This window comes from Polaromonas sp. P1_E12 (assembly GCF_056405975.1).
This window is the reverse complement of record NZ_JBFUBB010000002.1, coordinates 327709-353127: the sequence shown is the minus strand read 5'-3', so window position 1 is coordinate 353127 and position 25419 is coordinate 327709. Positions and strand designations below refer to the sequence as shown.

Annotated in this window: 28 protein-coding genes; 6 read left to right on the top strand and 22 right to left on the bottom strand. The window is 61.3% G+C overall.

Translation table 11 applies throughout. The annotated features are described in order from the left end of the window. Window positions 1-300 precede the first annotated feature (300 nt). Together AC1D13_RS07500 and AC1D13_RS07495 are read left to right on the top strand one after the other, a co-directional pair. Complete coding sequence (locus AC1D13_RS07500) at window positions 301-1314, top strand: LLM class flavin-dependent oxidoreductase (RefSeq protein ID WP_477665652.1); 1014 nt, start codon at window positions 301-303, stop codon at window positions 1312-1314. A gap of 204 nt (window positions 1315-1518) precedes the next feature. After that, window positions 1519-2130, top strand: coding sequence for a DUF6198 family protein (locus tag AC1D13_RS07495; protein ID WP_457280121.1), 612 nt, complete (start codon window positions 1519-1521; stop codon window positions 2128-2130). A 28-nt stretch (window positions 2131-2158) separates the two neighbouring features. Here AC1D13_RS07495 and arfB read toward each other — a convergent pair whose 3' ends face one another. The 13 genes from arfB to AC1D13_RS07430 all read right to left on the bottom strand — a co-directional run bounded on the left by arfB (window position 2159) and on the right by AC1D13_RS07430 (window position 13456). Further along, window positions 2159-2572, bottom strand: a complete 414-nt coding sequence (arfB, locus tag AC1D13_RS07490; protein WP_457280120.1) for an alternative ribosome rescue aminoacyl-tRNA hydrolase ArfB — start codon at window positions 2570-2572, stop codon at window positions 2159-2161. 18 nt (window positions 2573-2590) lie between these two features. After that, window positions 2591-3040, bottom strand: coding sequence for a type II 3-dehydroquinate dehydratase (aroQ, locus tag AC1D13_RS07485; protein ID WP_457280119.1), 450 nt, complete (start codon window positions 3038-3040; stop codon window positions 2591-2593). Window positions 3041-3177: 137 nt separating this feature from the next. After that, window positions 3178-3960 carry an alpha/beta fold hydrolase gene (locus AC1D13_RS07480; RefSeq protein ID WP_457280118.1) on the bottom strand — a complete coding sequence of 261 codons (783 nt, stop codon included), beginning with the start codon at window positions 3958-3960 and terminating at the stop codon, window positions 3178-3180. Window positions 3961-4007: 47 nt separating this feature from the next. Then, window positions 4008-4400 carry a carboxymuconolactone decarboxylase family protein gene (locus tag AC1D13_RS07475; RefSeq protein ID WP_457280117.1) on the bottom strand — a complete coding sequence of 131 codons (393 nt, stop codon included), beginning with the start codon at window positions 4398-4400 and terminating at the stop codon, window positions 4008-4010. Between the two features lie 3 nt (window positions 4401-4403). Next, window positions 4404-5642, bottom strand: coding sequence for a 3-carboxy-cis,cis-muconate cycloisomerase (gene pcaB, locus AC1D13_RS07470; RefSeq protein ID WP_457280116.1), 1239 nt, complete (start codon window positions 5640-5642; stop codon window positions 4404-4406). A gap of 124 nt (window positions 5643-5766) precedes the next feature. Further along, window positions 5767-6660, bottom strand: a complete 894-nt coding sequence (locus AC1D13_RS07465; RefSeq protein ID WP_457280960.1) for a sugar phosphate isomerase/epimerase family protein — start codon at window positions 6658-6660, stop codon at window positions 5767-5769. A gap of 13 nt (window positions 6661-6673) precedes the next feature. Continuing rightward, window positions 6674-7576 (bottom strand): VOC family protein, encoded by a 903-nt coding sequence (locus AC1D13_RS07460; protein ID WP_457280115.1) that lies wholly within the window; start codon window positions 7574-7576, stop codon window positions 6674-6676. A 31-nt stretch (window positions 7577-7607) separates the two neighbouring features. Then, window positions 7608-8369, bottom strand: a complete 762-nt coding sequence (locus AC1D13_RS07455) for an ABC transporter ATP-binding protein (protein ID WP_457280114.1) — start codon at window positions 8367-8369, stop codon at window positions 7608-7610. 127 nt (window positions 8370-8496) lie between these two features. After that, window positions 8497-9255 carry an ABC transporter ATP-binding protein gene (locus AC1D13_RS07450; protein WP_457280113.1) on the bottom strand — a complete coding sequence of 253 codons (759 nt, stop codon included), beginning with the start codon at window positions 9253-9255 and terminating at the stop codon, window positions 8497-8499. Beyond that, window positions 9252-10259, bottom strand: coding sequence for a branched-chain amino acid ABC transporter permease (locus AC1D13_RS07445; protein WP_457280112.1), 1008 nt, complete (start codon window positions 10257-10259; stop codon window positions 9252-9254). Before AC1D13_RS07445 ends, AC1D13_RS07450 begins: the two co-directional genes overlap by 4 nt. Continuing rightward, entirely contained in the window at window positions 10256-11131 is an 876-nt protein-coding gene (locus AC1D13_RS07440) for a branched-chain amino acid ABC transporter permease (protein WP_457280111.1), read from the bottom strand. Before AC1D13_RS07440 ends, AC1D13_RS07445 begins: the two co-directional genes overlap by 4 nt. Before the next feature lie 117 nt (window positions 11132-11248). After that, complete coding sequence (locus AC1D13_RS07435) at window positions 11249-12460, bottom strand: ABC transporter substrate-binding protein (RefSeq protein ID WP_457280110.1); 1212 nt, start codon at window positions 12458-12460, stop codon at window positions 11249-11251. 27 nt (window positions 12461-12487) lie between these two features. Next, on the bottom strand, window positions 12488-13456 hold the full coding sequence (locus AC1D13_RS07430) for a shikimate dehydrogenase family protein (protein WP_457280109.1): 969 nt from the start codon (window positions 13454-13456) through the stop codon (window positions 12488-12490). Between the two features lie 193 nt (window positions 13457-13649). Here AC1D13_RS07430 and AC1D13_RS07425 point away from each other — a divergent pair, with 193 nt between their 5' ends. After that, complete coding sequence (locus AC1D13_RS07425; RefSeq protein ID WP_457280108.1) at window positions 13650-14462, top strand: IclR family transcriptional regulator domain-containing protein; 813 nt, start codon at window positions 13650-13652, stop codon at window positions 14460-14462. A 271-nt stretch (window positions 14463-14733) separates the two neighbouring features. On the opposite strand, the gene AC1D13_RS07420 is transcribed toward AC1D13_RS07425, so the two are convergent. Further along, window positions 14734-15768 (bottom strand): SDR family oxidoreductase, encoded by a 1035-nt coding sequence (locus AC1D13_RS07420; RefSeq protein ID WP_477665648.1) that lies wholly within the window; start codon window positions 15766-15768, stop codon window positions 14734-14736. 196 nt (window positions 15769-15964) lie between these two features. Between AC1D13_RS07420 and AC1D13_RS07415 the strand changes: the two genes are divergently transcribed. Beyond that, window positions 15965-16849: a DMT family transporter gene (locus AC1D13_RS07415; protein ID WP_477689275.1), complete on the top strand. Its 885-nt coding sequence runs from the start codon at window positions 15965-15967 to the stop codon at window positions 16847-16849. 130 nt (window positions 16850-16979) lie between these two features. On the opposite strand, the gene aroC is transcribed toward AC1D13_RS07415, so the two are convergent. The 3 genes from aroC to AC1D13_RS07400 all read right to left on the bottom strand — a co-directional run bounded on the left by aroC (window position 16980) and on the right by AC1D13_RS07400 (window position 19274). Beyond that, window positions 16980-18077 carry a chorismate synthase gene (gene aroC, locus AC1D13_RS07410; RefSeq protein ID WP_477665647.1) on the bottom strand — a complete coding sequence of 366 codons (1098 nt, stop codon included), beginning with the start codon at window positions 18075-18077 and terminating at the stop codon, window positions 16980-16982. A 113-nt stretch (window positions 18078-18190) separates the two neighbouring features. Continuing rightward, complete coding sequence (locus AC1D13_RS07405; RefSeq protein WP_477689274.1) at window positions 18191-18793, bottom strand: hypothetical protein; 603 nt, start codon at window positions 18791-18793, stop codon at window positions 18191-18193. 34 nt (window positions 18794-18827) lie between these two features. Then, on the bottom strand, window positions 18828-19274 hold the full coding sequence (locus AC1D13_RS07400; protein ID WP_477665645.1) for a hypothetical protein: 447 nt from the start codon (window positions 19272-19274) through the stop codon (window positions 18828-18830). A 309-nt stretch (window positions 19275-19583) separates the two neighbouring features. On the opposite strand from AC1D13_RS07400, the gene AC1D13_RS07395 reads away from it, so the two are divergent. Further along, on the top strand, window positions 19584-20006 hold the full coding sequence (locus tag AC1D13_RS07395) for a cupin domain-containing protein (protein ID WP_092130677.1): 423 nt from the start codon (window positions 19584-19586) through the stop codon (window positions 20004-20006). A gap of 310 nt (window positions 20007-20316) precedes the next feature. Here the strand turns inward: AC1D13_RS07395 and AC1D13_RS07390 are convergent, their stop codons facing one another. Further along, complete coding sequence (locus tag AC1D13_RS07390) at window positions 20317-20973, bottom strand: glutathione S-transferase (protein WP_477646252.1); 657 nt, start codon at window positions 20971-20973, stop codon at window positions 20317-20319. A 169-nt stretch (window positions 20974-21142) separates the two neighbouring features. Here AC1D13_RS07390 and AC1D13_RS07385 point away from each other — a divergent pair, with 169 nt between their 5' ends. After that, on the top strand, window positions 21143-22363 hold the full coding sequence (locus AC1D13_RS07385; RefSeq protein WP_477665644.1) for a polyhydroxyalkanoate depolymerase: 1221 nt from the start codon (window positions 21143-21145) through the stop codon (window positions 22361-22363). 114 nt (window positions 22364-22477) lie between these two features. On the opposite strand, the gene AC1D13_RS07380 is transcribed toward AC1D13_RS07385, so the two are convergent. The 4 genes from AC1D13_RS07380 to AC1D13_RS07365 all read right to left on the bottom strand — a co-directional run bounded on the left by AC1D13_RS07380 (window position 22478) and on the right by AC1D13_RS07365 (window position 25391). Beyond that, complete coding sequence (locus AC1D13_RS07380; protein ID WP_457280101.1) at window positions 22478-22897, bottom strand: hypothetical protein; 420 nt, start codon at window positions 22895-22897, stop codon at window positions 22478-22480. Then, window positions 22894-23289 carry a hypothetical protein gene (locus tag AC1D13_RS07375; RefSeq protein WP_477689273.1) on the bottom strand — a complete coding sequence of 132 codons (396 nt, stop codon included), beginning with the start codon at window positions 23287-23289 and terminating at the stop codon, window positions 22894-22896. Before AC1D13_RS07375 ends, AC1D13_RS07380 begins: the two co-directional genes overlap by 4 nt. A 75-nt stretch (window positions 23290-23364) precedes the next feature. Continuing rightward, window positions 23365-24132 carry a hypothetical protein gene (locus tag AC1D13_RS07370; protein WP_477665643.1) on the bottom strand — a complete coding sequence of 256 codons (768 nt, stop codon included), beginning with the start codon at window positions 24130-24132 and terminating at the stop codon, window positions 23365-23367. Window positions 24133-24200: 68 nt separating this feature from the next. Continuing rightward, complete coding sequence (locus tag AC1D13_RS07365) at window positions 24201-25391, bottom strand: MFS transporter (RefSeq protein WP_477689272.1); 1191 nt, start codon at window positions 25389-25391, stop codon at window positions 24201-24203. Window positions 25392-25419: the final 28 nt, after the last annotated feature.

The window sequence follows — 25419 nt, the reverse complement described above, 5'->3', positions numbered from 1 at the left end:
GCAAACGCGACCGCGTTTGCGTCACCCCAACCCGAAGGGCAAGCCCCTTCTCGGGCGCTCTGCGGCGTTGCGATGCTAACCCATAGCTGTGCTATGGGCGTCGCACCGCGCCTTGCATCCCATCCCGAGAAGGGGCTTGCGCGGCCTCGTTTAGACCGTAAACAGGTTCTTATACCCTGCCCCTCATGCGGCCATCGCCAAGCTCCTAAACTGGCCCGGCACCCTTACAACAACATCCATGAATTCAGGCCGGCTCGCTTCCTCTTCACTCCCACTCCTTCGGGGAGAGGGCGCAAAAACATGATCCCCTTTTCAGTCCTCGACCTGTCCCCCATCGTCACGGGCGCCACTGCCGCCGATGCCTTTCGCAGCACCCTGGCCCTGGCCCGGCATGCCGAACAACTGGGTTTCAAGCGCTTCTGGCTGGCCGAGCATCACAACAACCCCGGCATCGCCAGCGCCGCCACCGCGGTGGTCATCGGCCACGTGGCGGGCGGCACGCAAACCATCCGCGTGGGATCCGGCGGGGTGATGCTGCCCAACCATTCGCCGCTGGTGATCGCCGAGCAGTTCGGCACGCTGGCTTCGCTGTACCCTGGCCGTATCGACCTCGGGCTGGGACGCGCACCGGGCACCGACCAGCTCACCGCACGCGCGCTGCGGCGTGACAACCAGAACAACGCCGACACCTTTCCGCAGGACGTCGAGGAACTGCAGGCCTATTTTGAACCGCTAGAGCCCGGCCAGAAAATCCGCGCCGTGCCGGGCGCGGGCCTCAAGGTACCACTGTGGCTGCTGGGCTCCAGCCTCTTCGGTGCCCAGCTCGCTGCCATGCTGGGTCTGCCCTTTGCCTTCGCATCGCATTTCGCACCCGACATGCTGATGCAGGCGCTGGACCTGTACCGCAGCGGCTTCAGGCCTTCCGCGCAGCTCGCCAAACCTTATGCCATGGTGGTGGCCAATGTCGTCGCGGCCGAAACGGACGAAGCGGCACGCTACCAGCTCACCTCCGTGCAGCAGGCCATGACCAACCTGTTGCGCGGCACGCCGGGGCCGATGCCGCCGCCTATCGACAACATCGAAAGCTACTGGTCACCGGCCGAGAAAGCCGGCGCGCAGCGTATGCTGCGCTATGCCGTCGCAGGTTCGGCGGCAACGGTTGAAAACCAGCTTCAGCGCTTCATCGAGGACACCCGGGCCGATGAACTGATGGTGACCACTCACATTTACGACCCCGCCATCGCCCGGCGCTCCCTGGAAATCACTGCACAAGTGCGGGACAGACTGCAGCAAGGAAACCAGCGCCGCGCATAGCGCTACTGTTTTGATAGCTGCTCGCGCATACTCCTATTGGCCTGGAGCCCTAAATCATGCATATTTAGCGCCTGGAAAGCGCAATCCTGGCTTGCGGGGAACACGGGCGCATCGCCTTTTGCGCGGACGAGCGTGCCGCCAGCATTGGCACAAATCATGCACAGCTGCTGCAACCTGCCCGCAGCCAAATATCCCAGCGTCCCCATGGCCCCATTTCCTCCCCCCGAGCGCCACACCCTTTTTGACGATGCGCAAGGCATCTTCACGGGCACGCTGTTTGTGTCGCTGGCGATGGTGATCTTCAACCAGGCAGGCCTGTTGACGGGCGGTACGGCCGGCGTGGCCTTTGTGCTGCACTACGCCACGGGCATGAGTTTCGGCAAGCTGTTCTTTCTGGTCAACCTGCCCTTCTATTGGTTCTCCTGGAGCCGCATGGGCCGCGAGTTCACCATCAAGACCTTCCTGTCCATTGCATTGCTGTCGCTGCTGGCGGACTGGTCGCCCCGGGTGCTCGACATCGCAGACATCCACCCGCTGTACGCCGCGCTGGTGGGCGGCCTGCTGCTGGGGACCGGCTGCCTCTTCCTGGCCCGGCACCGGGCCAGCCTGGGCGGCGCCACCATCGTGACCCTCTATCTTCAGGAAAAGCACGGCTGGCGCGCCGGCAAGATACAGATGGCCATTGATTCGGCCGTGGTGTTGATGGCGCTGGCAGTCGTGCCCCCTGAGCGCGTGGCGTATTCCGTCATGGCCGCCGTACTGATGAGCCTTTTCCTCTGGGTCAACCACAAACCCGGGCGCTATATGGTGACCTGAACGGTACCTGGTGGACTGCCGGCAGGACTCAGTCGCCGCCCACCTTGCCCCGCGACGACTTGATTTCCGAGCGCTGGCTTTTGCCGGCCAGCCGGCGCTGCTTCGAGCCGTAGGTGGGTTTCGTCGCGCGCCGCGCCCGGGGCGGTGTGGAGACGCTGTCAACAATCTCCTGCAGGCGCGCCATGGCATCGCTGCGGTTCATTTCCTGGGTGCGGTGCTGCTGGGCCTTGAGCACCAGCACGCCCTCCTGCGTGATGCGATTGTCACTGGTTGCCAGCAGCCGCTCCTTGACGGCATCAGGCAGTGACGAGGCCGCAATGTCAAAGCGCAGGTGAATCGCGCTGGAGACCTTGTTGACGTTTTGCCCGCCCGCACCCTGAGCGCGGATGGCACTGAACTCCACCTCACGTTCGTCAACGGGAAATTTCGGTGGCGCAGCCATGGGTCAGCCGCAACCGGATCAGGCCGCCAGCTCGGCCAGGCCCGCGATGGCCAGGGCGTAGCCCTTGACGCCGAAGCCGGCCATCACCGCCTTGGCAGCCGGTGAAATATAAGAGTGATGCCGGAAAGCCTCGCGTGCATGCACATTGCTGATGTGCAGCTCGATCACCGTGACGCCCGCGCCCTTGATGGCATCGTGCAGGGCCACGCTGGTGTGGGTGTAAGCACCGGCATTCAGCACGATGCCTGCCAGCGTGCCAGCCGCCTGGGCGCGCCCGGCTTCATGGATGGCGTCAATCATCACGCCTTCGTGGTTGCTTTGGCGAAAGTCGAGCCTGAAACCGTGGGTTGCGCAGGCCTTGGTGCACAGCGCTTCCACATCGGCCAGGGTCTGAGAGCCGTACACGGCCGGCTCACGCGTTCCCAGCAAGTTGAGGTTGGGGCCATTCAGGACAAGGATTGTTTTCATGAAGCGGGGCTTTCCGGATGTTCGGGTGGGTGGGGCTTGGCTATTAGCCTGGGCCGATTATCGACGCCGCCGCCCCATCACCGAAGCACCCTGCCCCCCCGCTCCCGCACCTGCCCGATCAGGCCGCCGGCAGCGCCCTAGCGCAGGCTTTCGAAAAAGCGTTCCAGCAAGTCGGCAAATGCATCTGGTTGCTCCACCGCGCTCAAATGAGCCGCTGGCAAGGTGCGCAATTGCGCGCCCTTGATGCTGGCGCAAATCGCTTCAGACATGGCCACGGGCGTTGCCTCGTCGCGCGTGCCGGCAATCACCAGGGCCGGGCACTGGATCGCGCCGTTACTGATTCGGAAGTCGATGCGGGAAACCGCCTCGCAGCTGGCCGCATAAGCGGTGGCATCGGTGGTTTCAAGCACCTTGCGTAGCGCGGCTACCTTGCGCGCACCGCCGCCCGCCTCGTCCGCCCTGAATTCCGGCGTAAACCAGCGCTGCATCGCACCGTCTGATATCGCCGCCACGCCCTGGGCCTGTACGGTGTGAACGCGCGCCTGCCACATGGCACGCGCCGCGTCGTCGTAAAACATGGCGGCGTTGGCAATGACGATGCTTTTGAGCAGCTGCGGATGCCGCGCTGCCAGCGCCTGCGCCGTCATGCCGCCCATGCTGAGCCCGACAAAATGCACCGGGCCACCGCCCTGCCCATTAATAAGGCCCACCACATCATCGGCCAGCAGGTCGAGTGTGTAAGGGCCTGGTACCGCTTCCGATTGGCCGTGGCCGCGGTGGTCATAGCGCAGCACGGTGTAACGATTCTTCAGGATGGCCGTCACGCCGTCCCACATCGTGAGGTCACAGCCCAATGCATGGCTGAGCACGACGACAGGCCCCTGGCCTTCACTGATCCAGTGCAGATGAGGTTCTTTCATGCGTCTTTCAATGATGTATTGCTTGGGAGCCGCAGATGCGTGCCCTGTCAGTCGGCGAGCAGGCCTTTTTCGCGAAGGATGTCACCCGCCACAGAGAACGCATGGTTGGCGGCGGGAACACCGCAGTAAATGGCGGCCTGCAGAATCACTTCCTTGATATCGTCCGGCGTGAGCCGCGACTCCGGCGGGCCGTCGAGTGCGGCGCGTACATGCATGGCAAATTCTTCGTACGCCTTGAGCGCAATCATGGTCGACAGGACCATCAGGCGGCGCGTCTTGTCGCCGAACGCCGGCCGGCCCCAGACTTCATTCCACGCATAACGCGTGATCAGGTCCTGGAACTCGCCGTTGAAGGCATTGCTTTTGGCGATGGAACGGTCCACCCAGGCATCACCGAGCACGCGCCTGCGGTTGATCATTCCCTTGTCATGGTCGTTCATGTTTTACCTTTTTGCGGTCTTGGTGCGATGGCTGTCAGTGTGCGTTTGCCCCACCAGTGCTTCAACAGCGTCGGCTTGGGCATGCGCGAGTGTTGACGCATGCCGCACCAGCGCCGGGTTAAACCACTCGTCGGCGGCATCAGCGGGCAGCACGGAACGCAGCGCCTCCAGGTTGGCACTCATGCGCTGGGTGTCCACCTGCAGGCCCGGCAGGGCCTGGGCCATGGCGCGGACGGATCCGTGCGCCGACATCAGAAGCCCCGGCCATTCGGCCAATTCGGCCTGCCAGTTCCCCAGGGCGCGCTCATGCTCCTGCGCCATGGCCGCCAACAGGGCGGCCACGCGCTGCGGCGCGCGCTGCGCTGCAGCCAGTCCCACCATGCAGGCGACCGGATTGCGCTTGTGCGGCATGGCGGATGAACCGCCGCGGCCCGGCTCGGTCGGCTCCGCCAGTTCGCCCACTTCGTACTGGCCCATCAGCGAGATATCTTTGGCGATCTTCCCGAGGCTGCCTACCAGCAGGCCCAGCTCGCAGCCCAGCGCCACCCACTCATCGCGCTGGGTGTGCCAGGCAAATGCAGCGGGCTTGAGCTTCAGGTCGGCCGCCATATGCGCCATGATTTGCGGGCCCTTGCCGTTCATCTGCGCCAGTGTTCCCACGGCCCCGCCCAGCTGCACGGCCAGCGCATTGTGGCGGGCCACCTGCAGGCGCTGCAGGCTGCGCGCCAGCGGCGCGGCCCAACCCGCGCATTTGAAACCAAAGCTGGTGACCGATGCCGGCTGCATCAGCGTGCGGGCCAGCACAGGGGCTGCGGCATGGCGGCGGGCCAGCACCAGCAACGCCGCCACTGCCTTGCGGATGTCGGCCTCAATCAGGTCCAACGCATTGCGGGTCACCAGCGCCAGCGCGGTGTCGATCACGTCCTGGGAGGTCGAGCCGAAATGGACAAAACCGGCAGCCTCCTTGTTGAAGAGTCCTACGGTTTCCTTGAGGGCTTTGACCAGTGGAATGGCGATGCTGCCGGCGCGCCCGCTTTCGCGAACGATCTTGGCCACATCAAACAGCTCGACCTTGCAGGTGCCGGCGATGGAACGGGCCGCCGCCTCGGGAATCAGACCGGCCTCGGCCTGCGCCTGTGCCAGCGAAGCCTCAAAGCGCAACATGGCATCCAGGAAGTTACGCTCGCTGAAGGCCTCCAGAATTTCCGGCGTGGACAAAAAACCTTCAAAAATACTGCTCATGCCGTGAACTCTCAAAAAACAATGGCTGATGTTTTTCCACCGGGCCGCGCCAAGGGGAAATGCGCCCCATACGCGGAAGAATGGGGCAGCGCACCGCAGGCACGAAGTGACGAGCGTGGGAGCTTCATTTTCTCAAGCGGATCTGGTTAGGCAGCGGCACGGAACGACGCAGCACATCCTCCCCCAGCCACAGTGCAGAGCGCCATGCGCGCTGGGCTACTGTGGGCAAAGGCATTTGCTGGTAGTCGTCGTTGAACACTTCAAAGCTGTAATCGCCACGGTAGCCCAGGCCATGCAGCTTGGTGACCAGTGTGGCCAGCGCTTCGCTGTGCACACCCTCACCTGGAAACACGCGGAAATGCCGGGCGGTGGCAATACGTTCCTCGACCGACTTGATTTCCGTCCACATGAAGTCGGCCAGCTGCACCAGAAAAATTTTGTCCGGATCCAGTATGTCCAGCTCATCCAGCGAGGTCTTTGTCGCAAACATATGAAAGGAGTCAAAGCCCAAACCCAGGTTGGGCATGTCGGCTTCACAAATAATGTCCCAGGCCTGCGGGAACTCATTGACGGTGCGGCCCCACGACAAGGCTTCGTAGGCGATCTTGATATTCATCGGAATCGCCAGCATGGCCAGCTTGCGCAAGTCCCTGACCAGCGCCTGGGTTTCACCCGTGGCGTGCACCGAGGTTGACGAACAGATCAGCAGCAGGCGGCAGCCCAGCGCATGGCACATTTCCAGCATCGATTTGGCGATGTCCATCTTGTAGTCGTGCAGGTGCCCGGACAGCCCCTCAAAATCACGCAACACCTGGAACCCGGTGACGCGCAAACCGCTTGCACGCACCGCAGCGACGGCGGCTTCCATGCCGTCTGGGTGGCCTACCAGGTCTTTGGCCGCGAGCATGATCTGCGTAAAGCCAGCCTCGCGCACGGCTTTGAGCTTGGCTTCCAGCGGACCTGCCAGCGAGATGGTGTCCATCCCGAAATCGTCGATGTTGCCGCTGTAGTGGCTCATGCCTGGCGCCTGTTTAGCGTACGTCATGGACCAGCTCAAAACTCACGCTGCCCATCCAGCTCTTGGTCAGCGCGCCGCGGTCCTCGGTATGGACCCCGGGTGACTCGAGGAATTCCACGCCGCGCTTGCGCAGCTCGGCAACGGTGACCAGCACGTCTGCGCTGCCCAGGCCAATGCGCTGCAGGCTTTCATCCCCTTCCACGTCGAGCACGCTGGCTTCAGGTTCGATCAGCTGAAGGTAAAAGCGCGACGAAGGCGGGCACGGGCTGCGAAGGATGCGTCCCTTGGGCAGGATGCCGAAGCGCTGTTCGTCGGGCAGGTCGGTAAAGCCAAACAGCTCGCGGTAAAACTCGGCCCAGTCTTCAGTACGGTCATTGCCGATGTATTGCACGACACCAAAGAAATGCAGTCCCGCCACCGCCGGCGGATGCTGCTCCACCGTGGGAATGGGGACAAAGTCAACGTCATAGATCGAAAACTTGTCGTAACGGTCGACAAAATAAATGCGGCTTTTTCCCACGCCATGGATGGCCGGGATGTTCAGCTCCATCACCTCGACGCGCGACGGCACGGCCCAGGCGCCCCGCTCCAGCGCACGGTGGTAAGCGTCTGCCGCGTCCCGCACGCGCAAGGCCACAGCGGCAATCACCGGCTTGTCGGTCGGCGCGGCGCCATCCGGCATGGCGGGAATGTGGGCATTGACAATCACGTTCATGCTGCCTTGCCGGTACAGCAATACCTCGCGCGAGCGGTGGCGGGCAACCGGACGGAAACCCATCGTTTCCAGCACCTGTCCCAACGCCTGCGGCTTGGCAGTGGTGTATTCAATGAACTCAATGCCGTCCAGCCCCAGGGGGTTGGCAACTTCGGGAATGGCTTCCCGGTCTGCGGTTGGTGCCTGTGCAAAGGTGCTCATGGTGTGTCTCCGGTGAGAGGTTGCAGCAGATTCAGGAAGTTGCCATGGCGGGCGCCACGGTTGCGCCCGGCACATGGCCGCCGCCGAGGAAAAGGCGTTCGATGTTGGGGTCTGCCAGCAGCTCGGCCGCCGGCTTGTGCAGCACCAGTTGCCCCGACTCAAGCGCGATGGCGTCATCGGAAATTTTCAGCGCACTTTTGACGTTTTGCTCAACCATCAATACCGTGGTGCCCTGCGCCGCCAGCTTCTGCAACAGCTTGAACACGTCCTGCACCACCATGGGTGATAGCCCGATCGAGGGTTCGTCAATCAGGATAACCTTGGGGCGCAGCAGCAAAGCCCGGCCGATTTCAAGTTGCTTCTGTTCACCACCCGAAAGCGCTGACGCCTGGGAATGCAGGCGTTCCTTGACGCGCGGGAAAAACTCCAGCACCTCGGGAATACGCTCGTGTGTGGTTTTCGTACCCAACGTGATGCCGCCCAGCTCCAGGTTCTGCCACACGGTGAGCTGGCCAAACAGGTTGCGCCCCTGGGGCACAAACACGATTCCTTTGGCCAGCAATTCTTTCTGGCTGACGCCCGAAATGTCCTCGCCGTTCAACAGGATGCGGCCCTGGCGCGGTTTGAGCAGGCCAAACAGCGCTTTCAAAACCGTGGACTTGCCCGCACCATTGGGGCCCAACAGCAGCGTGATGGAACCCGTACGCACCTTGAATGACAGGTTGTTCAGGATCATGAAGTCCTTGTAACCCGCCACCACATCGTCAAATTCAATACAGATGTCACTTGTCATATCAATCTCCATGAAGCCTCAGTTGACCTCTTTCCAAGCAACGGCGCGGAACCGGCTCCGCCGGGCCGCAGCGGTTGTCCCCCTGAGGGGGATTCCGGCTACACAAAGTGAGCCGAGACAGGGGGCTCTAATTACCAAGATATGCGTCCAATACCTCTTTATTGGCCCGAATTTCCGCCGGCGTTCCAATGGCCAGCACCTTGCCTTCGACCATCACCATGATGCGGTGGCACAGGCCCATCACAAAATCCATGTTGTGCTCGATCACCACAAACGACGCCTTGCGGCCAAATTTGGGGTTTTGGTTCAGATCCCGGAGCAGCGACGAAATGCCGCCCACCAGGCTGGGATTGACGCCGGCACACGGCTCATCAAGCAGCACCAGATCCGGTTCGGCCATGAAAGCCATGGCGATGTCCACCAGCTTTTGCTGGCCGTAGCTCAAGGTGCCGGCGAGCTTGTCAGCCACATGGCGGATGCGGAACTGGTCGATGAGCGCATCGGCCTTGTCGCCCAGCCCCGAGTCGCCGGGCGCAAACATGCGGCCGAGCAGGCTGCCCTTGTGCTCCTGGGCTGCCACGATCAGGTTGTCGCGCACCGTCATCTTTCCAAACACCTGCAGCGTCTGGAAGGTGCGGCCCACGCCGCGCCGGCTGAGCTCCAGCGGTGACAGGCCGGTAATGGTTTTGCCGTTGAGTTCGATCGTGCCGGCATCGGGGCTGATCTGGCCCAACACGCTGTTGAACATGGTGGTTTTACCCGAGCCATTGGGTCCGATGACACCAAAGATTTCCCCCGGCATGACTTCAAAGGAGACCCCGCCCACAGCCTGAATGGCGCCATAGGCCTTCTTGAGCCCGGCAACTTTTAACAATGCGTTTGTCATGATGCCGCTCCGATCCGGCTGGCTGCAGCCGCACGTGCCTGGGACGCCTCACGCGCTGCGCGCTTGGCACGGATACGGTCAGGAATGCTGAGCAACCCATCGGGCAGCCACACCATCAACAGCACCACCGCAGCGCCGAACATCGGCAAATACCAGTTGGACACCAGCGGCACATCGCGCAGCCATTCCGGCAGCACCACCCCCACCGCGGCGCCCACGATGGGGCCCAGGAAATAGCCCGCACCGCCGACCACCACCATCAGATACATCATGATGGACGCGGCCACGGTGAAGGGCCCCGGCTCAATAAACTGCACCAGCGATGCAAACAGCGCACCGGCGATGCCGGCGTAAGCCGCGCCAATGGCAAAACTCAGCAGCGTGTAATTGCGGATATCCACCCCCAGGCTCTCGGCCCGTATCGGGTTGTCGCGCAAGGCCGTGAAAGCTTTGCCCCAGGGTGAGCGCAGCAACCCCCACAGCAGGCCCGAAAGGATGACCGTCACGGCCAGTACAAAGTAGTAGTAAGGCAGGTTGCCTTCGAGCGAATAACCGAAGAGGGACGGCCGTGCAATGTTGTTGATGCCGAAGGTGCCTCCGGTGAGCCACTCTTCATTGCGCATGACCAGCCAGATGGCGGTGTTAAAACCCAGCGTTGCGAATGCCAGGTAAATGGCTTGCACGCGCAGCGCCGGGAAGCCCAGGATCAGCCCGACGGCAAAACAGATCAGTGCGGCAGCCGGCAAACCAAGCCAGAAGCTGACACCCGCCTTCATCAGGATGGCGACGGTGTAGGCGCCAATACCGAAGAAGGCCGCGTGGCCCAGCGATTTCTGGCCCGCGTAGCCAATGGTCAGGTTCAGTCCCATGGTGGCAATGATAAAAACCAGCCAGTAGGTCAGCAGGTAGATGCCGTAGCTCTTCAGGAACTGCGGCACTGCCAGTACCAGCAAAGCGGCCAGAACCGTCAATACCAGGGCAAATTTGTTGTTGGCGAGCTTCATACCTTGCGCTCCTCTTTTTTACCCAGCAGGCCTTGTGGCTTGAAGAGAATCACCACCATAAAAATAACCAGCGCCACGGCGTCCTTGTAGGCCGGTGAAATATAGGCGGCAGCCAGGTTCTCGCATACCCCTACGATCAGCCCGCCCAGCAAGGCGCCGCGCGAGTTGTTGAAGCCGCCGATGATGGCGGCGAAAAAAGCCTTCGTACCCAGGCCTTCGCCCATGTCGAACTTGGCAAGGTAAGTGGGCGTGACCAGCAGGGCCGCCGCCACCGCCAGCACGGCATTGATGGCGAAGGTGTAGAAAATCATGCGCGGCACATTGATGCCCAGTACCGAAGCACTTTCGGTGTTTTGTGCCACGGCCTGCATGGCACGGCCCGTGACGGTTTTGGCCAGGAAAGCCTGTGTCGCCATCACGATGATCAGGGCCAGCGCAAAAGTGCCGATGTCCTGCAGCGTTATCGTGACGCCGGCGATGTTGAACAACTTGTCGGCAAACAGGCTCGGAAAAGGATGGGCTTCGGCGCTGTAGCCGGCGCGCACGCCATTGCGCAGGGCAATGGAAAGCCCGATGGTCGCCACGACGATGGGCATCATGCCGTACTTGAAGAGCGGATCCACCACCCCCCGCTTGAAGACCCAGCCCAGCAGCAGCACGGCCAGCAGCACCGCCAGCACAAAGCTCACCAGCATGGGTGCGCCCAGCGAAATGAAGGCCAGCATCATGAAGGCCGGCAGCATGACAAATTCACCCTGCGCAAAGTTGATCGTTCCCGAGGCCTGCCACAGCAAGGTAAAGCCCAGGGCTGCCAGCGCATAAATGCTGCCGGTGGCCAGGCCCGAGAAAAAGAGTTGGAGAAAGTCTGTCATGGGAAGGTCCGATGGAGAAAGTCGGTTGCATTCAGCGGAGTTCTCAATGGGAAGGGCTTGCGCCCTGCCCCATGAGCGGCCGGCCCCGCATGGCCGGCCGAGGTTGCAGTTACTCAGTTACTTCTTCGCGGCCGGCTTGGCCGCAGCAGGTGCCAAAGGAAGGGTCTTGCTCACGTCCCGGGTGGCCAGGCCAAGCGGGGGAACCATGTCAATGACTTCCTGCTTGCCGTTTTTGACTTCCACCATGAAGCTCATGCGGTCGAGGTCGCCCTTGTTGTCGAACTCGGTGTACATCAGCGCGCCGGGGTATTTGTCGGTGTTGACCTTCAAGCCCTTCATGGCCGCAGCCACGGCCTTGCGATCCAGCTTGCCGGCTTTTTCGATGGCGGCCTTGAGCACGTAGACACCGGAGTAGCCCTTCATGCCGTTGTGGTCGGAGATGTACTTGTAGTCTTTTTCGAACTTGGCCTTGAAGGCGCGGATGGCGGGCACCGGCGCATCCACCGTCAAGCCTACGTGGGCAATCGCGCCGTTGGCAGCCTCACCGGCCAGCTCAATGACCTTCTGGCCCGTCAGGGTGGTTTCACCGATGATGGGTTTGTTCCAGCCCTGCTTGCGCAGCTCGCGCAGCAAGCGTGCCGACTCTTCTTCGTTCGAATAGGCGAACACGCCGTCTGCATTGCTTTGCTTGGCACGCAGCACCGCGGCGGAGAAGTCGACCTGGCCGGGTTCGGTGGAGATCTCGCTCAGGATTTTGGTCGGCGAATTGGCGAGGGCCTTCCTGATCGAGTCCATGCCACCCTTGCCGAAATCGTTGTTCACATAAATGACGGCAATGCTTTTGAGCTTGGCCTGGTCACTGATGTAGCGTGCCACCTTGGGCATGGCAGTGGCTTGCGTGAAACTGGTGCGAAACACGTAAGGGTTGCCCTGCTCGGTGATGCTGGCTGCCTCGCCCCCGGTGAAGTTGGGCACCTCGGCGCGTCGTGATTCGGCCATGCTGACCATGATGGAGCCGGAGAACACCGGGCCGAAGATGGCAAACGCGTCATCATCGATGGCCTTTTGCGTCAGCCCCTTGGCCACGCCCGCATTGCTTTGCGTATCAGCGGTGGTTGTCTGGATTTTCTTCCCCAGGATGCCGCCGTTGGCATTGATTTCCCTGACGGCCAGCTCAACGCCGTTCTTGAAGTTGGTGCCTGCCGTGGCGCCGCCGCCGGACAGCTCGACAATGTTGGCGATTTTGATGACGTCTTGCGCAAAACCGGCGCTAGCGCTTACTGTGAGCGCGCAAGCAGCTATCAATTTGAGAGCGAATCGTTTTTTCATGGTTGTCTCCTCTGGGGGGTTAAAAAATCAAGGTGATGCGAGTCGTGCTTCCCCGACTCCTGGGATGGGAACACTGTCAGATGGTGTGGTTTGGAAGGGGCGCCTGATTTCACCGGCCATCGTGGCGGGGTACAAATGCCCGCGGATAAAGGTGGCATCGCGGCGAACGGCCTGCGCCGCTGCGGCATGCCCAAAAAAATCCAGGTAGTCCGGCACCTGCTGGATCAGCATCTCAAATCCGGGCTGCGCGGCCAGACCGCGCTCGCGGGCAGCCCGAACCAGCGGCGTCGGCTGGTTCTTCATGAGGATGTCCATGACGGCCGCGTGCGGCGCCATACGGGACACATCGCACGGCAGGGGATCATCGGCCCTGAGCCCCAGCGGTGAGGCATTCACCACCACGTCATGGCCCGACGGGTCGCCGCTGCTCACAGCCGCGATGCTTGCGTTTGACAGCGGCATAGCGGCGGCAATCTGGTCGGCCAGCACCTGCGCCTTGCCGGGCGCCGGGTCATAGAGCGAAATGGCGGCTGGCGCCTGGCTGCCCGCCATTGCGAGTGAAGCGGTAATCGCGGCAGCCGCGCCGCCTGCGCCCAGTATCAACACGCGCTTGCCGGCGTAGGCCACACCGAAATAGTCCAGCGACAGGACAAAACCTTTGCCGTCAAACAAGGCGCCTTCCAGTTCACCGGCTGCGTTACGGCGAATGCCATTCACCGCGCCGGCTACCCGGCCCGCGTCATTGCAATGCGAGAGCAGGCTCATCACTTCGGCCTTGTGCGGAATGGTCAGCAGCATGCCTTTGACGTTCCTGGCCAGGAAAGCGGCCTTCACAAAAGCCTGGATGTCCCCGGCAGCCACATGCACCGGGACAAGGACAGCATCAATACCCAGCGTCTTGAAGATCAGGTTGAACACCTCCGGCGCACGCACCTGCCCGACCGGATCGCCGGGGATCAGATACACATCGGTATTGCCCTGAATGGTGGAAAACATGCTGGATTGCCTGAAACGTTCGATAATCGATTGAAATTGCCAGATTCGGTGTGAACTTTAGTAGCTAGCCCCAGGAACCCCAACAGGTTTATTACTCGATTGATCGTTTATCGCTCATTTAAGATCGATGATCGAACGAAACAAGGGTTTGACCTACGCCTACGTTGACACCGTGTTGTGAATACTTCAGCAAATGACCGCGGCCAAACTCCCCATTTCACCCTCTACATTGCAGGGCCCCAGCCCTTCCACGCTGGACAAGCGGGACTGGATTGCCGGGCTGGAAAAAGGCCTGTCCGTCATCGAATGTTTTGACGACGCCAACCCACGCCTGACCGCCAGCCAGGCCGGGGCGCGCTGCGGCATGACACGAACGGCCGCCCGCCGCTATTTGCTGACGCTGGAACACCTGGGGTATGTCGCCGGCGACGGCAAGCTCTTCTGGCTGACACCGCGTGTGCTCAGACTGGGCCAGTCCTACCTGGAGTCGGCACGCCTGCCGCGCATCGTGCAGCCCTTTTTGCAGCGCGTGACCGCCGGAACGCAGGAGAGCGCGTACGTCAGCGTGATGGACGGCGACGACATCGTCTACATCGCCCGCAACGGCTCCAGCCGCGCCATGAACACCGGCTACGTGCTGGGCTCACGCGTGCAGGCCCAGGTCACGGCTGCAGGCCTTTTAATGCTGTCGATGCGCGACCCCGCCTGGCTGGAAACCTGGCTGGCCAGTCACGAACTCAAGGCCTATACCTCGTACACGATCGCCAGCAAGGACCGCCTGCGGATAGAACTGGCGCGCGTGCGGGCGCAAGGATGGGCAATTTCCGAGCAGCAGCTGGAACTCAATTACCGCGGTATTGCCGTACCGCTGCGGGACCGGCACGGGGAAGTGGCAGGCGCGCTCAGCGTGACCATGCCCATGGGGCATGAGTCGAGTGAGGATGCGGGGGGACGGGTTTTATCGGTGTTGCGGGAGACGGCGCAGGCGATGAGAAACCTGATTTGAGTGCATCTGCCAGGGCGGTTCTTGCTCTGGCGATGCGCGCTTTGCTGAGGGTGGCTGGCCGGGGGTTGCCCGGCATGCAAGTAACTTTCTTTTGCTTACTTTTCTTTTGGCGAAGCAAAAGAAAAGTGAGTAGCCGCCGGGCTACCCCCGGCCAGCAGATCTCAGAAGAAGGCACATAGCCGGAGCAACATCCGGCCTCAAAGAGGCGCTATCAATTCAATAGCTGCTCGCGCCCACTCCCATTAGTCAAAAGCCTTTTTTTACGAAAAAATCAAACCGCCCCAACACTCCCCGTCACCGGTAAAACAATCCCCGTGACATAACTGGAACAAACAGGAGAAGCCAAAAATACATAAGCAGGTGACAACTCCTCAGGTTGCGCCGGCCGCCTCATGTCGGTCTTCCTGCCGAAGTCCTTGATGACATCGGGCGGTGAATCCGCCGGATTGAGCGGTGTCCACACCGGGCCGGGCGCCACGGCATTCACGCGAATGCCTTTGTCCAGGAGGTTGCTGGCCAGCGCCTTGGTGAAGGCGTGAATGGCCCCTTTGGTCGCAGAATAATCCAGCAGCCTGGCGCTGCCTTCCAGTCCCGTGACCGAGCCCGTGTTGATGATGCAGGAGCCCTGCTTCAGGTACGGCAACGCCGCCTTGGCCATATGGAAGTAGCCGTACACATTGGTGCGCAGGGTTTCGTCGAAGCGTTCTTCCGTGAGGTCTTCCAGCGAATCGGCATGCTCCTGGAAGGCCGCGTTGTTCACCAGGATGTCGAGCTTGCCCAACGATTTGACGGTTTTCTTCACCGCCTCACGGCAGAACCCGGCATCTTTCACGTCACCGGCAACCAGCACGCAACGGCGGCCTTCCGCTTCAACACAGCGCTTTGTTTCTTTGGCATCCTGGTCGGAATCAAGATACGCAACGGCCACGTCGGCGCCTTCGCGCGCAAACAGCACCGCGACGGCGCGGCCAATGCCGGAATCTGCACCGGTGATCAATGCCGTCAGCCCTTCCAGCTTGCCGCTGCCCTTGTAGTTGGGCGCCATGAATTGCGGTTTGAGTTCCATTTCGGCTTCCAGGCCGGGCTTGCGCAGGTGCTGCTTCGGCAACGGCGGCTCCGGGTAATCCTGCAGGCCGGCCTGCACGGCTTTTTTCTGCTTGCCGGCAGTGGTTTCGCGCTCGGCACGCTTGGCCTCGTCCTTGCTGTCCTGCTCTCGCTGGATCTTTTGCTGTTTGGCGGTGACGGGCTCCGCGCGTGCGGATGGGCGCGTGGAGGACGTCCGTGAAGAGGGTGTGATTTTGGGCATGGCGTTTCCTCGAAAGTGAAAGTGGATGGGTGAAAACCTCCATTTAGAGTGGCCCGAGCCCGGCGCGGTGTAGGAAAAATCCGCGCCTTCACCCCGGCCATGCCTTGCGGGCCGCTGCAGCGTCGGGCCGAATCTTGCACAATCAAGGCAGCCACCTTTTCCATTGCCGCTTTTGTTGCCGCCCGAGCGGCGTTTGATGCAAACCCGACACTTCCTCCAGCTCATCGCGATGTCCGCCCTCTGGGGCGCATCATTTCCCCTGCTGCGTATCGCCAGCCCCGCCCTGGGGCCGTGGGTGGTAGCGGCCACCCGCTGCGTCCTGGCCTCGATCGTGCTGGGCCTGCTGATGAGCAGGCTGCGCGGCCAATGGCCGCCGCGCGAGGCGTGGCCCCGGCTGGCGCTGCTGAGCATGCTGTCGGTGGTGGTTCCCTTTGTGCTGTACAACTGGGCCGCGCTGGTCATCCCGTCGGGCTATTCGGCGGTGCTCAATGCCACGGTGCCGCTCTTCGGCGTGATGGCCGCCGCGCTGGCAGGTGAGGAAAAACTCACCCGCATCCGCCTGCTCGGCTGCGCGGTCGGCTTTGCCGGCGTCGCGCTGCTGGTGCAACTGGGGCCCGTCGCCGTCACGCCCCGGGTCGTGCTGGCGGCGTTGGCCTGTGTGGCCGCGTCGGCCAGCTACGGCTTCGGTGCCATCCTCATGAAACGCGCCACCATGGCCTATTCGCCGCTGCCCTCGTCAGCGGTGGTGCATGTGGCCGCGGCCCTGATCCTGCTCATACCGGGCGGGATCGCCGCACCCTCGGCTGTCCTGACGCCGGGCGCCGTGGCTGCCGTTATGGTGCTGGGCACGTTTACCTCCGGGTTTATGTACTGGATCAGCATGCGGCTGATGCGCGAGATTCCGGCCAGCGCCACCACGTCGGCGGCCTTCATGATTCCGCTGTTCGGCGTGACCTGGGGCGGGCTGTTTCTGGGGGAGCCGGTGACGATCAGCATGTTGCCCGGTTGCGTGCTGGTGCTGTCGGCCACCGCGCTGATCACGGGCTTTAACCCGTTTCGGGCTGCGCCACCTGAGCCATAAAGCTTAAGGCACGCACCGGCGCGAAGTCGTAAAGAAATCGTGGCGAGCGGCCCGAGGTCGCGTCGAAGACCGGGGCCGTACACACCGTACGGTGAGGACCGCAGATGCGAGATCGGGCCGCGCAGCAGATTTATTTGCGGCTTCGCATGATGTTGGGCGTGGCGACCACCACATCCGCATTCTGCGCACGCTGACGCAGCGCATGCTCCATCACCACCAGGGCCAGCATGGCCTCGGCAATCGGCGTGGCGCGAATGCCGACACAAGGGTCATGCCGGCCCTTCGTCACCACTTCGGAGGGGTTGCCCGCGGTGTCGATCGACTGGCGCGGTGTGATGATCGAGCTCGTCGGCTTGATGGCGATGGACACCTCCAGGTCTTGCCCCGTGCTGATGCCGCCCAGCACACCGCCGGCGTTGTTCGACTGAAAGCCCTCTGGCGACAGACCGTCGCCGTGCGTGGTGCCGCGCTGCGTGACGCTGGCAAAGCCGGCGCCGATTTCAACGCCCTTGACGGCGTTGATGCCCATCATGGCGAAAGCAATGTCGGCGTCCAGCTTGTCAAAGAGCGGATCACCCAGGCCCACCGGCACCTTGGACGCCGTGACACGAATGCGCGCGCCGCAGGAGTCGCCGGCCTTGCGCAGCGCGTCCATGTAGTCTTCCAGTTTCGAAACGTCAGCCACCGGCGCGAAGAACGGATTGCCCGGCACGTGTTCCCACGATTCAAACGGAATCGCGATGTCGCCGATCTGCGTCATGCAGCCGCGAAAGGTGGTGCCGTATTTTTCAGCCAGCCACTTCTTGGCCACCGCGCCGGCAGCCACCATGGGGGCCGTCAGGCGGGCGGAGGCACGGCCGCCGCCACGCGGGTCGCGCCGGCCGTATTTGTGCAGGTAGGTGTAGTCGGCATGGCCTGGGCGGAAGGTTTCCAGGATGTTGCCGTAGTCCTTGCTGCGCTGGTCGGTGTTCCTGATCAGGAGGCAGATGGGGGTCCCCGTGGTCTTGCCCTCATACACGCCGGAGAGGATCTCGACAGCATCGGGCTCATTGCGCTGGGTCACATGCCGGCTGGTGCCTGGCCGGCGGCGGTCCAGGTCGCCCTGAATGTCGGCCTCACTCAAGTCCATGCCGGGCGGGCAGCCGTCAATCACGCAGCCAATGGCCGGGCCGTGGGATTCACCGAAGTTGGTGACTGCGAATAGGGTTCCGAAGGTATTTCCGCTCATGGGGGGATTATCCCAGAGGGGGCTGAGGGAGCGCGGACAGCCTGATTCAGGCCCGCCGTTGACACGCCCGGACAAACCCGGAGTGTGGGTAGCGCTGGTTTCTCGTGGTCATGTCAGACCAATGCCGAAGGGGCCGGCCCTTTCAGCAAGAAGGTAACAGCGGAAAAGTCGCTGCGCCAGAACATTGCCGATGTTATTGGAGCTCCCCAGGATTCAATGTAGGCAAGCACATCGCCTCGCTGCAATCGTTTCCGCTTTAATCGCTGCTGATACTTTTCCAGGTTTTCGAAGGACAAAGGATCTCCCTTTTGATAGAAGTCCCAACCCGGGTTGTCACTCATAACGCGTACAAAGCGCAACAAAGCGCCTTGGGAATAAGCCGAGAACTCATTGAGCGCGTCCTTCTTGCAATCATCAGCCGTACTTCGAACGGAAATTACATCAAAGCGAAACGTCGACTGCGCATAGGCTGGCACGTAACCATCTCCCGCAGACAGGTGAGGCATAAAAACCGTTAGCCCAGGGGCGTTAGCCGGTGACCACAGAATGAGCGGCGACGCGTCTTTGTCTTCCGTGTACGGCTGTTCTGGCAAGACAAACGGGGTTGGGCTGCTATGAACCCGCATTGGCGGATAGCGATCAAACGCCTGGGCAACCTCGGCGACCGGTGCCCTGATCACAGACAGATTGAAGAATGGTCGATCCAGAACAGACATGATGCGAGCGTTTGGTTGCTTGCCGGCACTGCGACTACGCGAACTCTCCGTGGCGCGGTGCAACTTCGCCCTGCAGAAGAACACGTAATGTGAACTTGAGCGGGAAGACCTGAGACTCTTTCATGCGCAGCGCGGCCGCAACCGCCTTGCGTTCTTTTTTTGCTTGCGGGTACTCGGCCGAGGGAACGAAGATGTGGTCGTTTTCGTGCAGCAGCACCCCATGCCCAAACTCGAGATCGCCAGCTGTGGTCAAGCCAACAAAGCCGGTGAACGTCTGGCCTGAGGAAGCAAGGAAATCAGCAGCAACGGACAGGGCGTAAAGGTCTGGACCCATCATCTTCGCCGGATGGGGACGAACCCAGGTTTCGTCCTGCTCTTCATCCCCTTCCTCGTCGCTTGCGAACTCCCAGATGGGAAAAGCGATGAGGTCTTCCGGCTTGAGTTGGTCAATGGGCTTTCGGGTCTTCAACGATGGACGCATGGACAGTGTCTTCTAAGGTGAAAGTGTCAACAAAACCGATCAAGCCCGGCCCTCGCTTGAAGAAAGGGTCAGGCCTCTGCTCCCCCTTGAGGAAACGAATGAGCTTGAGCCACATGTCAAACGCCTTGGAGTCGGATGGGTGGTGGATTTAGACGCTCCTGAACTATAGCTTTGCAACCGGCCGCTCTCCCTGTCGCCCTGGCTGTGCAGCCAGCGGTGTAGCGCCTGCCGTACACACTCTGGAACACTTCATGCTTGCTGCACCGCACCAATCCTGAATTGGATGTCTTGATTGAACAGGAGCACCCCATGCTGGACCGCACCGCGACCAAGTTTTCCCATGTCAAGCCTGGCGACACGCAGTTTGTCTCCGGTGGTTTGCGCGATTTTTTCCTGTACCGTGACCTTGGCATTGCCGACGCGACCAACGGCAAAGTCATCGCGCACCTTGTGAAGGCGAATATGGCACCAGAAACAGGCACGGGATGGCACCGTCATGAGGCAGATTTCCAGATCGTCATCATGACCAAGGGCTGGGCCCGCTTTATGTACGAAGACAAGGAGACCCTGGTCGAGGCCGGCGACGTGGTGCACCAGCGACCAGGCATCAAGCATTTCCTGTTCGACTACTCCCCCGACATGGAATACCTGGAAATCGTCGGGCCAGCGGACTTCAAATCTATAGACGTAGACCCGGTCTGCGAAATTCCACCACCCACCCCCTGGAAATAGCGCCCCCACGGTCGCTCACTTCGTGTAGCTCCCGAGGCCTTGCAGGCCGCGGCTCGCGAGACGCTTCGCCTCTGTCGCCCGTCCAAGCCTGCACAGGCAGGCTTGGAGCCGCGGGCTCCAGCCCCTCCGGGGCCGCCCGCCTGCGGTCTGGCAAAGCCAGTCCCGCGGCTCATGCTGGCTTGAAGATTTCAGGGCGTATATAGCGGGGGTATTTCATCAGTGGGGGCCGCGGGTCCGGCTTCGCCGGCCCCMGGCGCCGCCCCCTGCAAGGGGGGAACAGGCTACACGCAGTGAGCCTGGACGGGGGTGTTCAAAATTCCGCATCCAACTCATCAATGTCATCCGGCTCCTTCTTCGCCTCAGCCACCCACTCCTTCATCGCCGGCAACTCCATGATGCGCTTGCAATACGCGGTACAAGCCTTGTCCAGCGGCACGTCGTAAGTGAGAAATCGGGTCACCACCGGCGCATACATGGCGTCGGCCACCGACAGCTGCTTGCCGAACAGGTAGGGGCCGCCATAGGTGGCCAGGCATTCCTTCCAGATTTCCAGGACACGGTCAATGTCGGCTTGCGCGCGGGACCAGACCTTGAAGTTCGAGAAATGGGCCTTGATGTTCATCGGCAGCGCAGCGCGCATGGAGGCAAAGCCTGAATGCATTTCGCCGCACACCGCCCGGCAGTGCGCCCGCACCTTGATGTCCGCGGGCAGCAACTGGGCTTTGGGCTTGATTTCATTGAGGTATTCGGCAATCGCCAGGGTGTCCCACACCTTGACGTTGCCGTGCTGCAGCGAAGGCACCAGCATGCTGGACGAGAGCAGCAGCATTTCGGCCTTCATCGCCGGGTCGTCCGGTGAAATCACTTTTTCGGTGAATTCCAGACCCGCGAACTTCGCCAGCAGCCAGCCGCGCAGGGCCCACGCTCCGTAGTTCTTGCTGCTGATCGTCAGGATGGCTTTGGCCATACACATGCTCCTTGAACCGGAAAGGCCCTGCTGGCTAGCAGGATGGATGCATGAACTCCCGCAAGGCTTATGCCAGCCTGCGCTTTTCGGCTCCGACTGGCCCGTAACTTGCCTGCATGGACTGGCAGAGACAAAGAGACAACGAATTCCGATTCATGTCAGGACAACCATGCTTTACCAGGCCTACCAAACCCAGTCCGACCTGCTGTCGCCGTTTCGCCTGTTCGCCCAAAGCGGTAGCGCGGCATTCTGGCTGGGTAAAACCGAAGGCAGCCTGCTCCGCAAGATTTCGGCGTCGATGGAGGTGTTTTCACGCCTGCGGCTGACGCATACACGGCCGGCCTACGGCATCAGTTCAGTGAAGGTGGGCGAGCGCGAACTTGCCGTGACGGAGGAAACCGTTCTGTCCATGCCCTTTGGCACCCTGCTGCGCTTTCGCAAGGAAACACCCGCGGGCCTGCCCTTCCAGCCGCCGGTGCTGCTGGTGGCGCCGCTGTCGGGCCACTTTGCCACGCTGCTGCGCGAAACCGTGCGCACCCTGCTGCAAGACCACGACGTGTACATCACCGACTGGCACAACGCGCGCGATGTGTCCCTGAGCCACGGCCCGTTTGCGCTGGACGACTATATCGACCATATGATCCGCTTCACCCAGGCCATTGGCCCGGGCACACATGTGGTGGCGGTTTGCCAGCCTTGCGTGGCGGCGCTGGCGGCCACCGCCATCATGGCTGAAGACGACGACCCGGCCCAGCCTCGCAGCCTGACCCTGATGGCCGGCCCGGTGGACTGCCGCGTGAACCCCACCGGCGTCAACACCCTGGCTACCAGCCAGCCGATTGAGTGGTTCGAGAAAAACCTGATCAGCCATGTGCCGCTTCCGCACACCGGCTACATGCGCCGCGTGTATCCCGGTTTTGTGCAGTTGAGCGCTTTTCTGAGCATGAACCTGGACCGGCACAAAAAATCCTTCCAGGACATGTACCAGCACCTGGTGGACGGCGATGTGGAAAAGGCCAACATCATCCGTGTGTTTTATGACGAGTACCTGGCCGTGAACGATTTACCAGCCGAGTTCTATCTCGAAACGGTCGAAAAAGTCTTCCAGACCTACGACCTGCCGCTCGGCAAGCTCAGCTATCGCGGCCGCCTCGTCAAACCTGCCGCCATTCGCCGTACGGCGCTCATGACGGTTGAGGGGGAACGCGACGACATCTGCGCCGTAGGGCAAACGGTAGCGGCGCAGGATCTGTGCACCGGCATCCGGCCCTACATGAAAACTCACCATGTGCAGACCGGCGTGGGGCACTATGGGGTGTTCAGCGGGCGCAAGTGGAACCAGCAGATTTATCCGCGGGTTCGGGAGATGATTCACTCGAGCATGGGCTGAAATTCATACGAAATCGGCCTCCAGGCCAATGGAATCGGGCGCAAGCAGCTCCTGAATTAATAGCGCCAAGTCGAACCGTGAGCGAGCGCTTGCCGGCAGAGTCCGATGCCCTGCCTAGACGTCATCGTGCCCATTCAACACAACTCTGCGCAGCATCGATCGGTACTTGAGCGCCATGAGCACGGCAAGCGGATAGCCCAGACATCGCATCGGGTTCAGAAAGTGAATCCAATATGGCCGGGCGTACCAGCGCTCCATGCGCTTCTTGAGGTACTTCTCTTCGTATCCCCAGTCCGGCATGATCATCCACAGCATGAGCGGAAAAATCAGGAACGTGTCAAAGGCAAACGACGCGCAGACATCCCTGAAGATGATTCGATCGACGAGCTTGAGGTCATCCGCCGAGATATTGCCTTTCAGCACAAGTTGCCGGCATTCGGTGTCCTCGATTCCGATCTCGGTCCATGCATACGAGATGATTTCCCAGACATAGTATTTCTCACCCATGTCGGCGACACCTAGTGTCGGAGTCATCCGACCAGGCTCCTGAGCGCAAAGAACAAGGCAATTCCCGCCAGCACAAAACTTAAACGCCAGCTCGTGCGGCCCACCACCACAGCGGTACTGAGAAAACCGTCATCAAGCTCCCGGTGGCGTGAACTGCGCAAGAATTTTTTGAATCGGCCAAAAGCGTCACCAATGCCCCACGACAAGTCTTCATGGTTAGCGCCGATCTCGTTGTAGATATCGCGATGACCGGCACTTAGGCGATGAAGGATGAATGAGACAGACACAGAACCGGCAACCCCAAGCGCAACAGCGCCGCCCAGGAATATCTTGTCGAATGTCTCCGGCCATCCCGTCTCGGCCACAAACACGCCGACAACCATGCCGGATAGCGCGAAGAAGAATTCTGTACGGTCCATGACTGCTGTTTGAGGTGAAATGCTAGATGCGGCTTTGCGGCACACGTTTGTTCGATACTGTAGTCAGGTCATTTCTCAACATGGCACTGCCTGCAAGCTGGACCCAACAGCACTGAATATGGCGTTGATTAGCCGCGTCGTAAGGCGCGCCCTGTTGAACACAATGTCCGTGAGCAAGGCGATTGCAAGCCCCAAATAGATGAAGTACCCCAAGCCAACATAGTCCGAGAAGAGAACAGTGTGCAGCCAGTTCTGATGGAAGAGGTACAGATACCCAACCAATCCTGCGGCCCCAAGCAGCACCACCGTCGGCAGCACAAGTTGCAGCCCGGCGCGCTTGCGAAGAGCTGCGGCAATGGCGAGCAGCGAGAAGACGAGCGCGTTTGCGCCGGTAAAGATGCGGAACTCTCGCGTCAGTGATTCCGCCACACCCATGTACTGGGTGCGAATCAGAAGTTCGAGCCGCTCGTTGATGCGCGACAGATCGGCGGTTCTGCGCTCAAGAATCCCGGTCATGGATTTTTCGATCGCCTTGCGGCACTCGCAATCGATATTTCTCATTTGCGCAGCGACAGCGGCAACCTTTTGAGGAAGACCTTCAGCCAGCTTGCGTTTGAGTTCGGCGATCTCCGATGAATTCCTGCCAGAAAGGCCTTTTGCCATTTCCGCGAGCTTGCCGCCGTCCAGTGCTTCGATTCGTTCGCTCACTCTGCGCTCCACTTCCATTCGGATCGCATCACGCGCCAAGGTCTCGACAAGGCCTGGATTGACATAGGAGGCAACAAAGGCGACCCCAAACAGGACAAGCCCTGCGAAGGCGACGATGGTGACAAAGAGACGCATTGACGCTACTTTCAGGTCGTTAAGGTTTGACGGTGGCGTAGGGCCAGAAATTGCACATGGATTGCAATCTAATCGCCTCGCCTCATCCAGGCAACCAAAATCCCAATCAAGCCCATCACCCCCACCAATCCCAAAATCACCCCACGCCCCTCCATCACCCCTGCAAACACCCCCACCAGCATCCCCGCCAGCGGCTGCGACAAATTGTTGAGCATCACGATCACGCCAGTAGTCTTGCCCAGGTCGCGCGGTGGAATCAGTTTCTGGCGCAGGCTGCGGATATAGACGTTGAACATCTTGTCAAAGCCGATCACCAGCAAGAAACCGGCGGTGTACACCCAGAAGCTGCCGGCCAGCCCCGTCAGCAAACCGCCGGCCAACATCACGCTGTATGACACCAGGCCCAGGGTGCGCAAGGGCAGCACAGTGCGGGCGATGAACAGCAGGATGATGACGGTGGCAATGGCGCCGGCCGTTTGCAGCAACGCGTAATCGCCCGCAGAGCGCTGCAGCAGCCCGGTCACCATCGCGGCCGAGGTGGCGAGCGTCACGCCGATCACCAGGTTGATGCCGGCCGCCAGCGCAATCACTTTTTTCAGGCCCGGCAGGTGCAGCACCTGCAAAAACGCGGTGCGGATGGGCAGCAGCCAATGGTCCGGGGCGGTCTCGGGCGCGGCCAGCTCAACCGGGTTCTTCCGGTGCCACAAGGTCACGGCGCCATCGGCCAGCAAAAAGAGCGCCGCGGTGGCCGCCACCACCGCGGGCCACGGCATCCAGCGCAGCAGCAGTGACGCCAGCACGGGGCCCAGGACCATGCCGAGCTGGTCGGCAATCTGCGCATGGGCCAGCACTTTTTCAAAGCGGTGCTGCCTGAATATCTGCGGCAGCATGACCTCGCGGGCCATCAGGCCCTGCGTGGTCAGCACACCGCAGACCGCCGACAGGGCAATCAACCAGCCAATGCCGCCCAGCCACTGAAAAGCGGCCGCCCCGCCGATGCACACGAGCGCGCGGTAGAGCTGGCTGATGCGCAAAAGCTTGAGAGGCGAAACCCGGTCGCACAGCGCGCCGCACACGGGAAAAGCCAGGAAGCGGGGGAGCGTTTCTACCGTGAAGGCGATACCTGACCAGGCCACACTTCCCGTGATTTCGAAAACCACCAGAGGAACCAGGAACAGCAGTATCTGGTCGGCAAGCCTGGAAAGGAACAGGGAGCTATAAAACAGCTGGCCGTTGGCGTTGTTGGCGTTGTCGCGCACCCCTGCTCCCATCGCCTTGCCCCGCAAA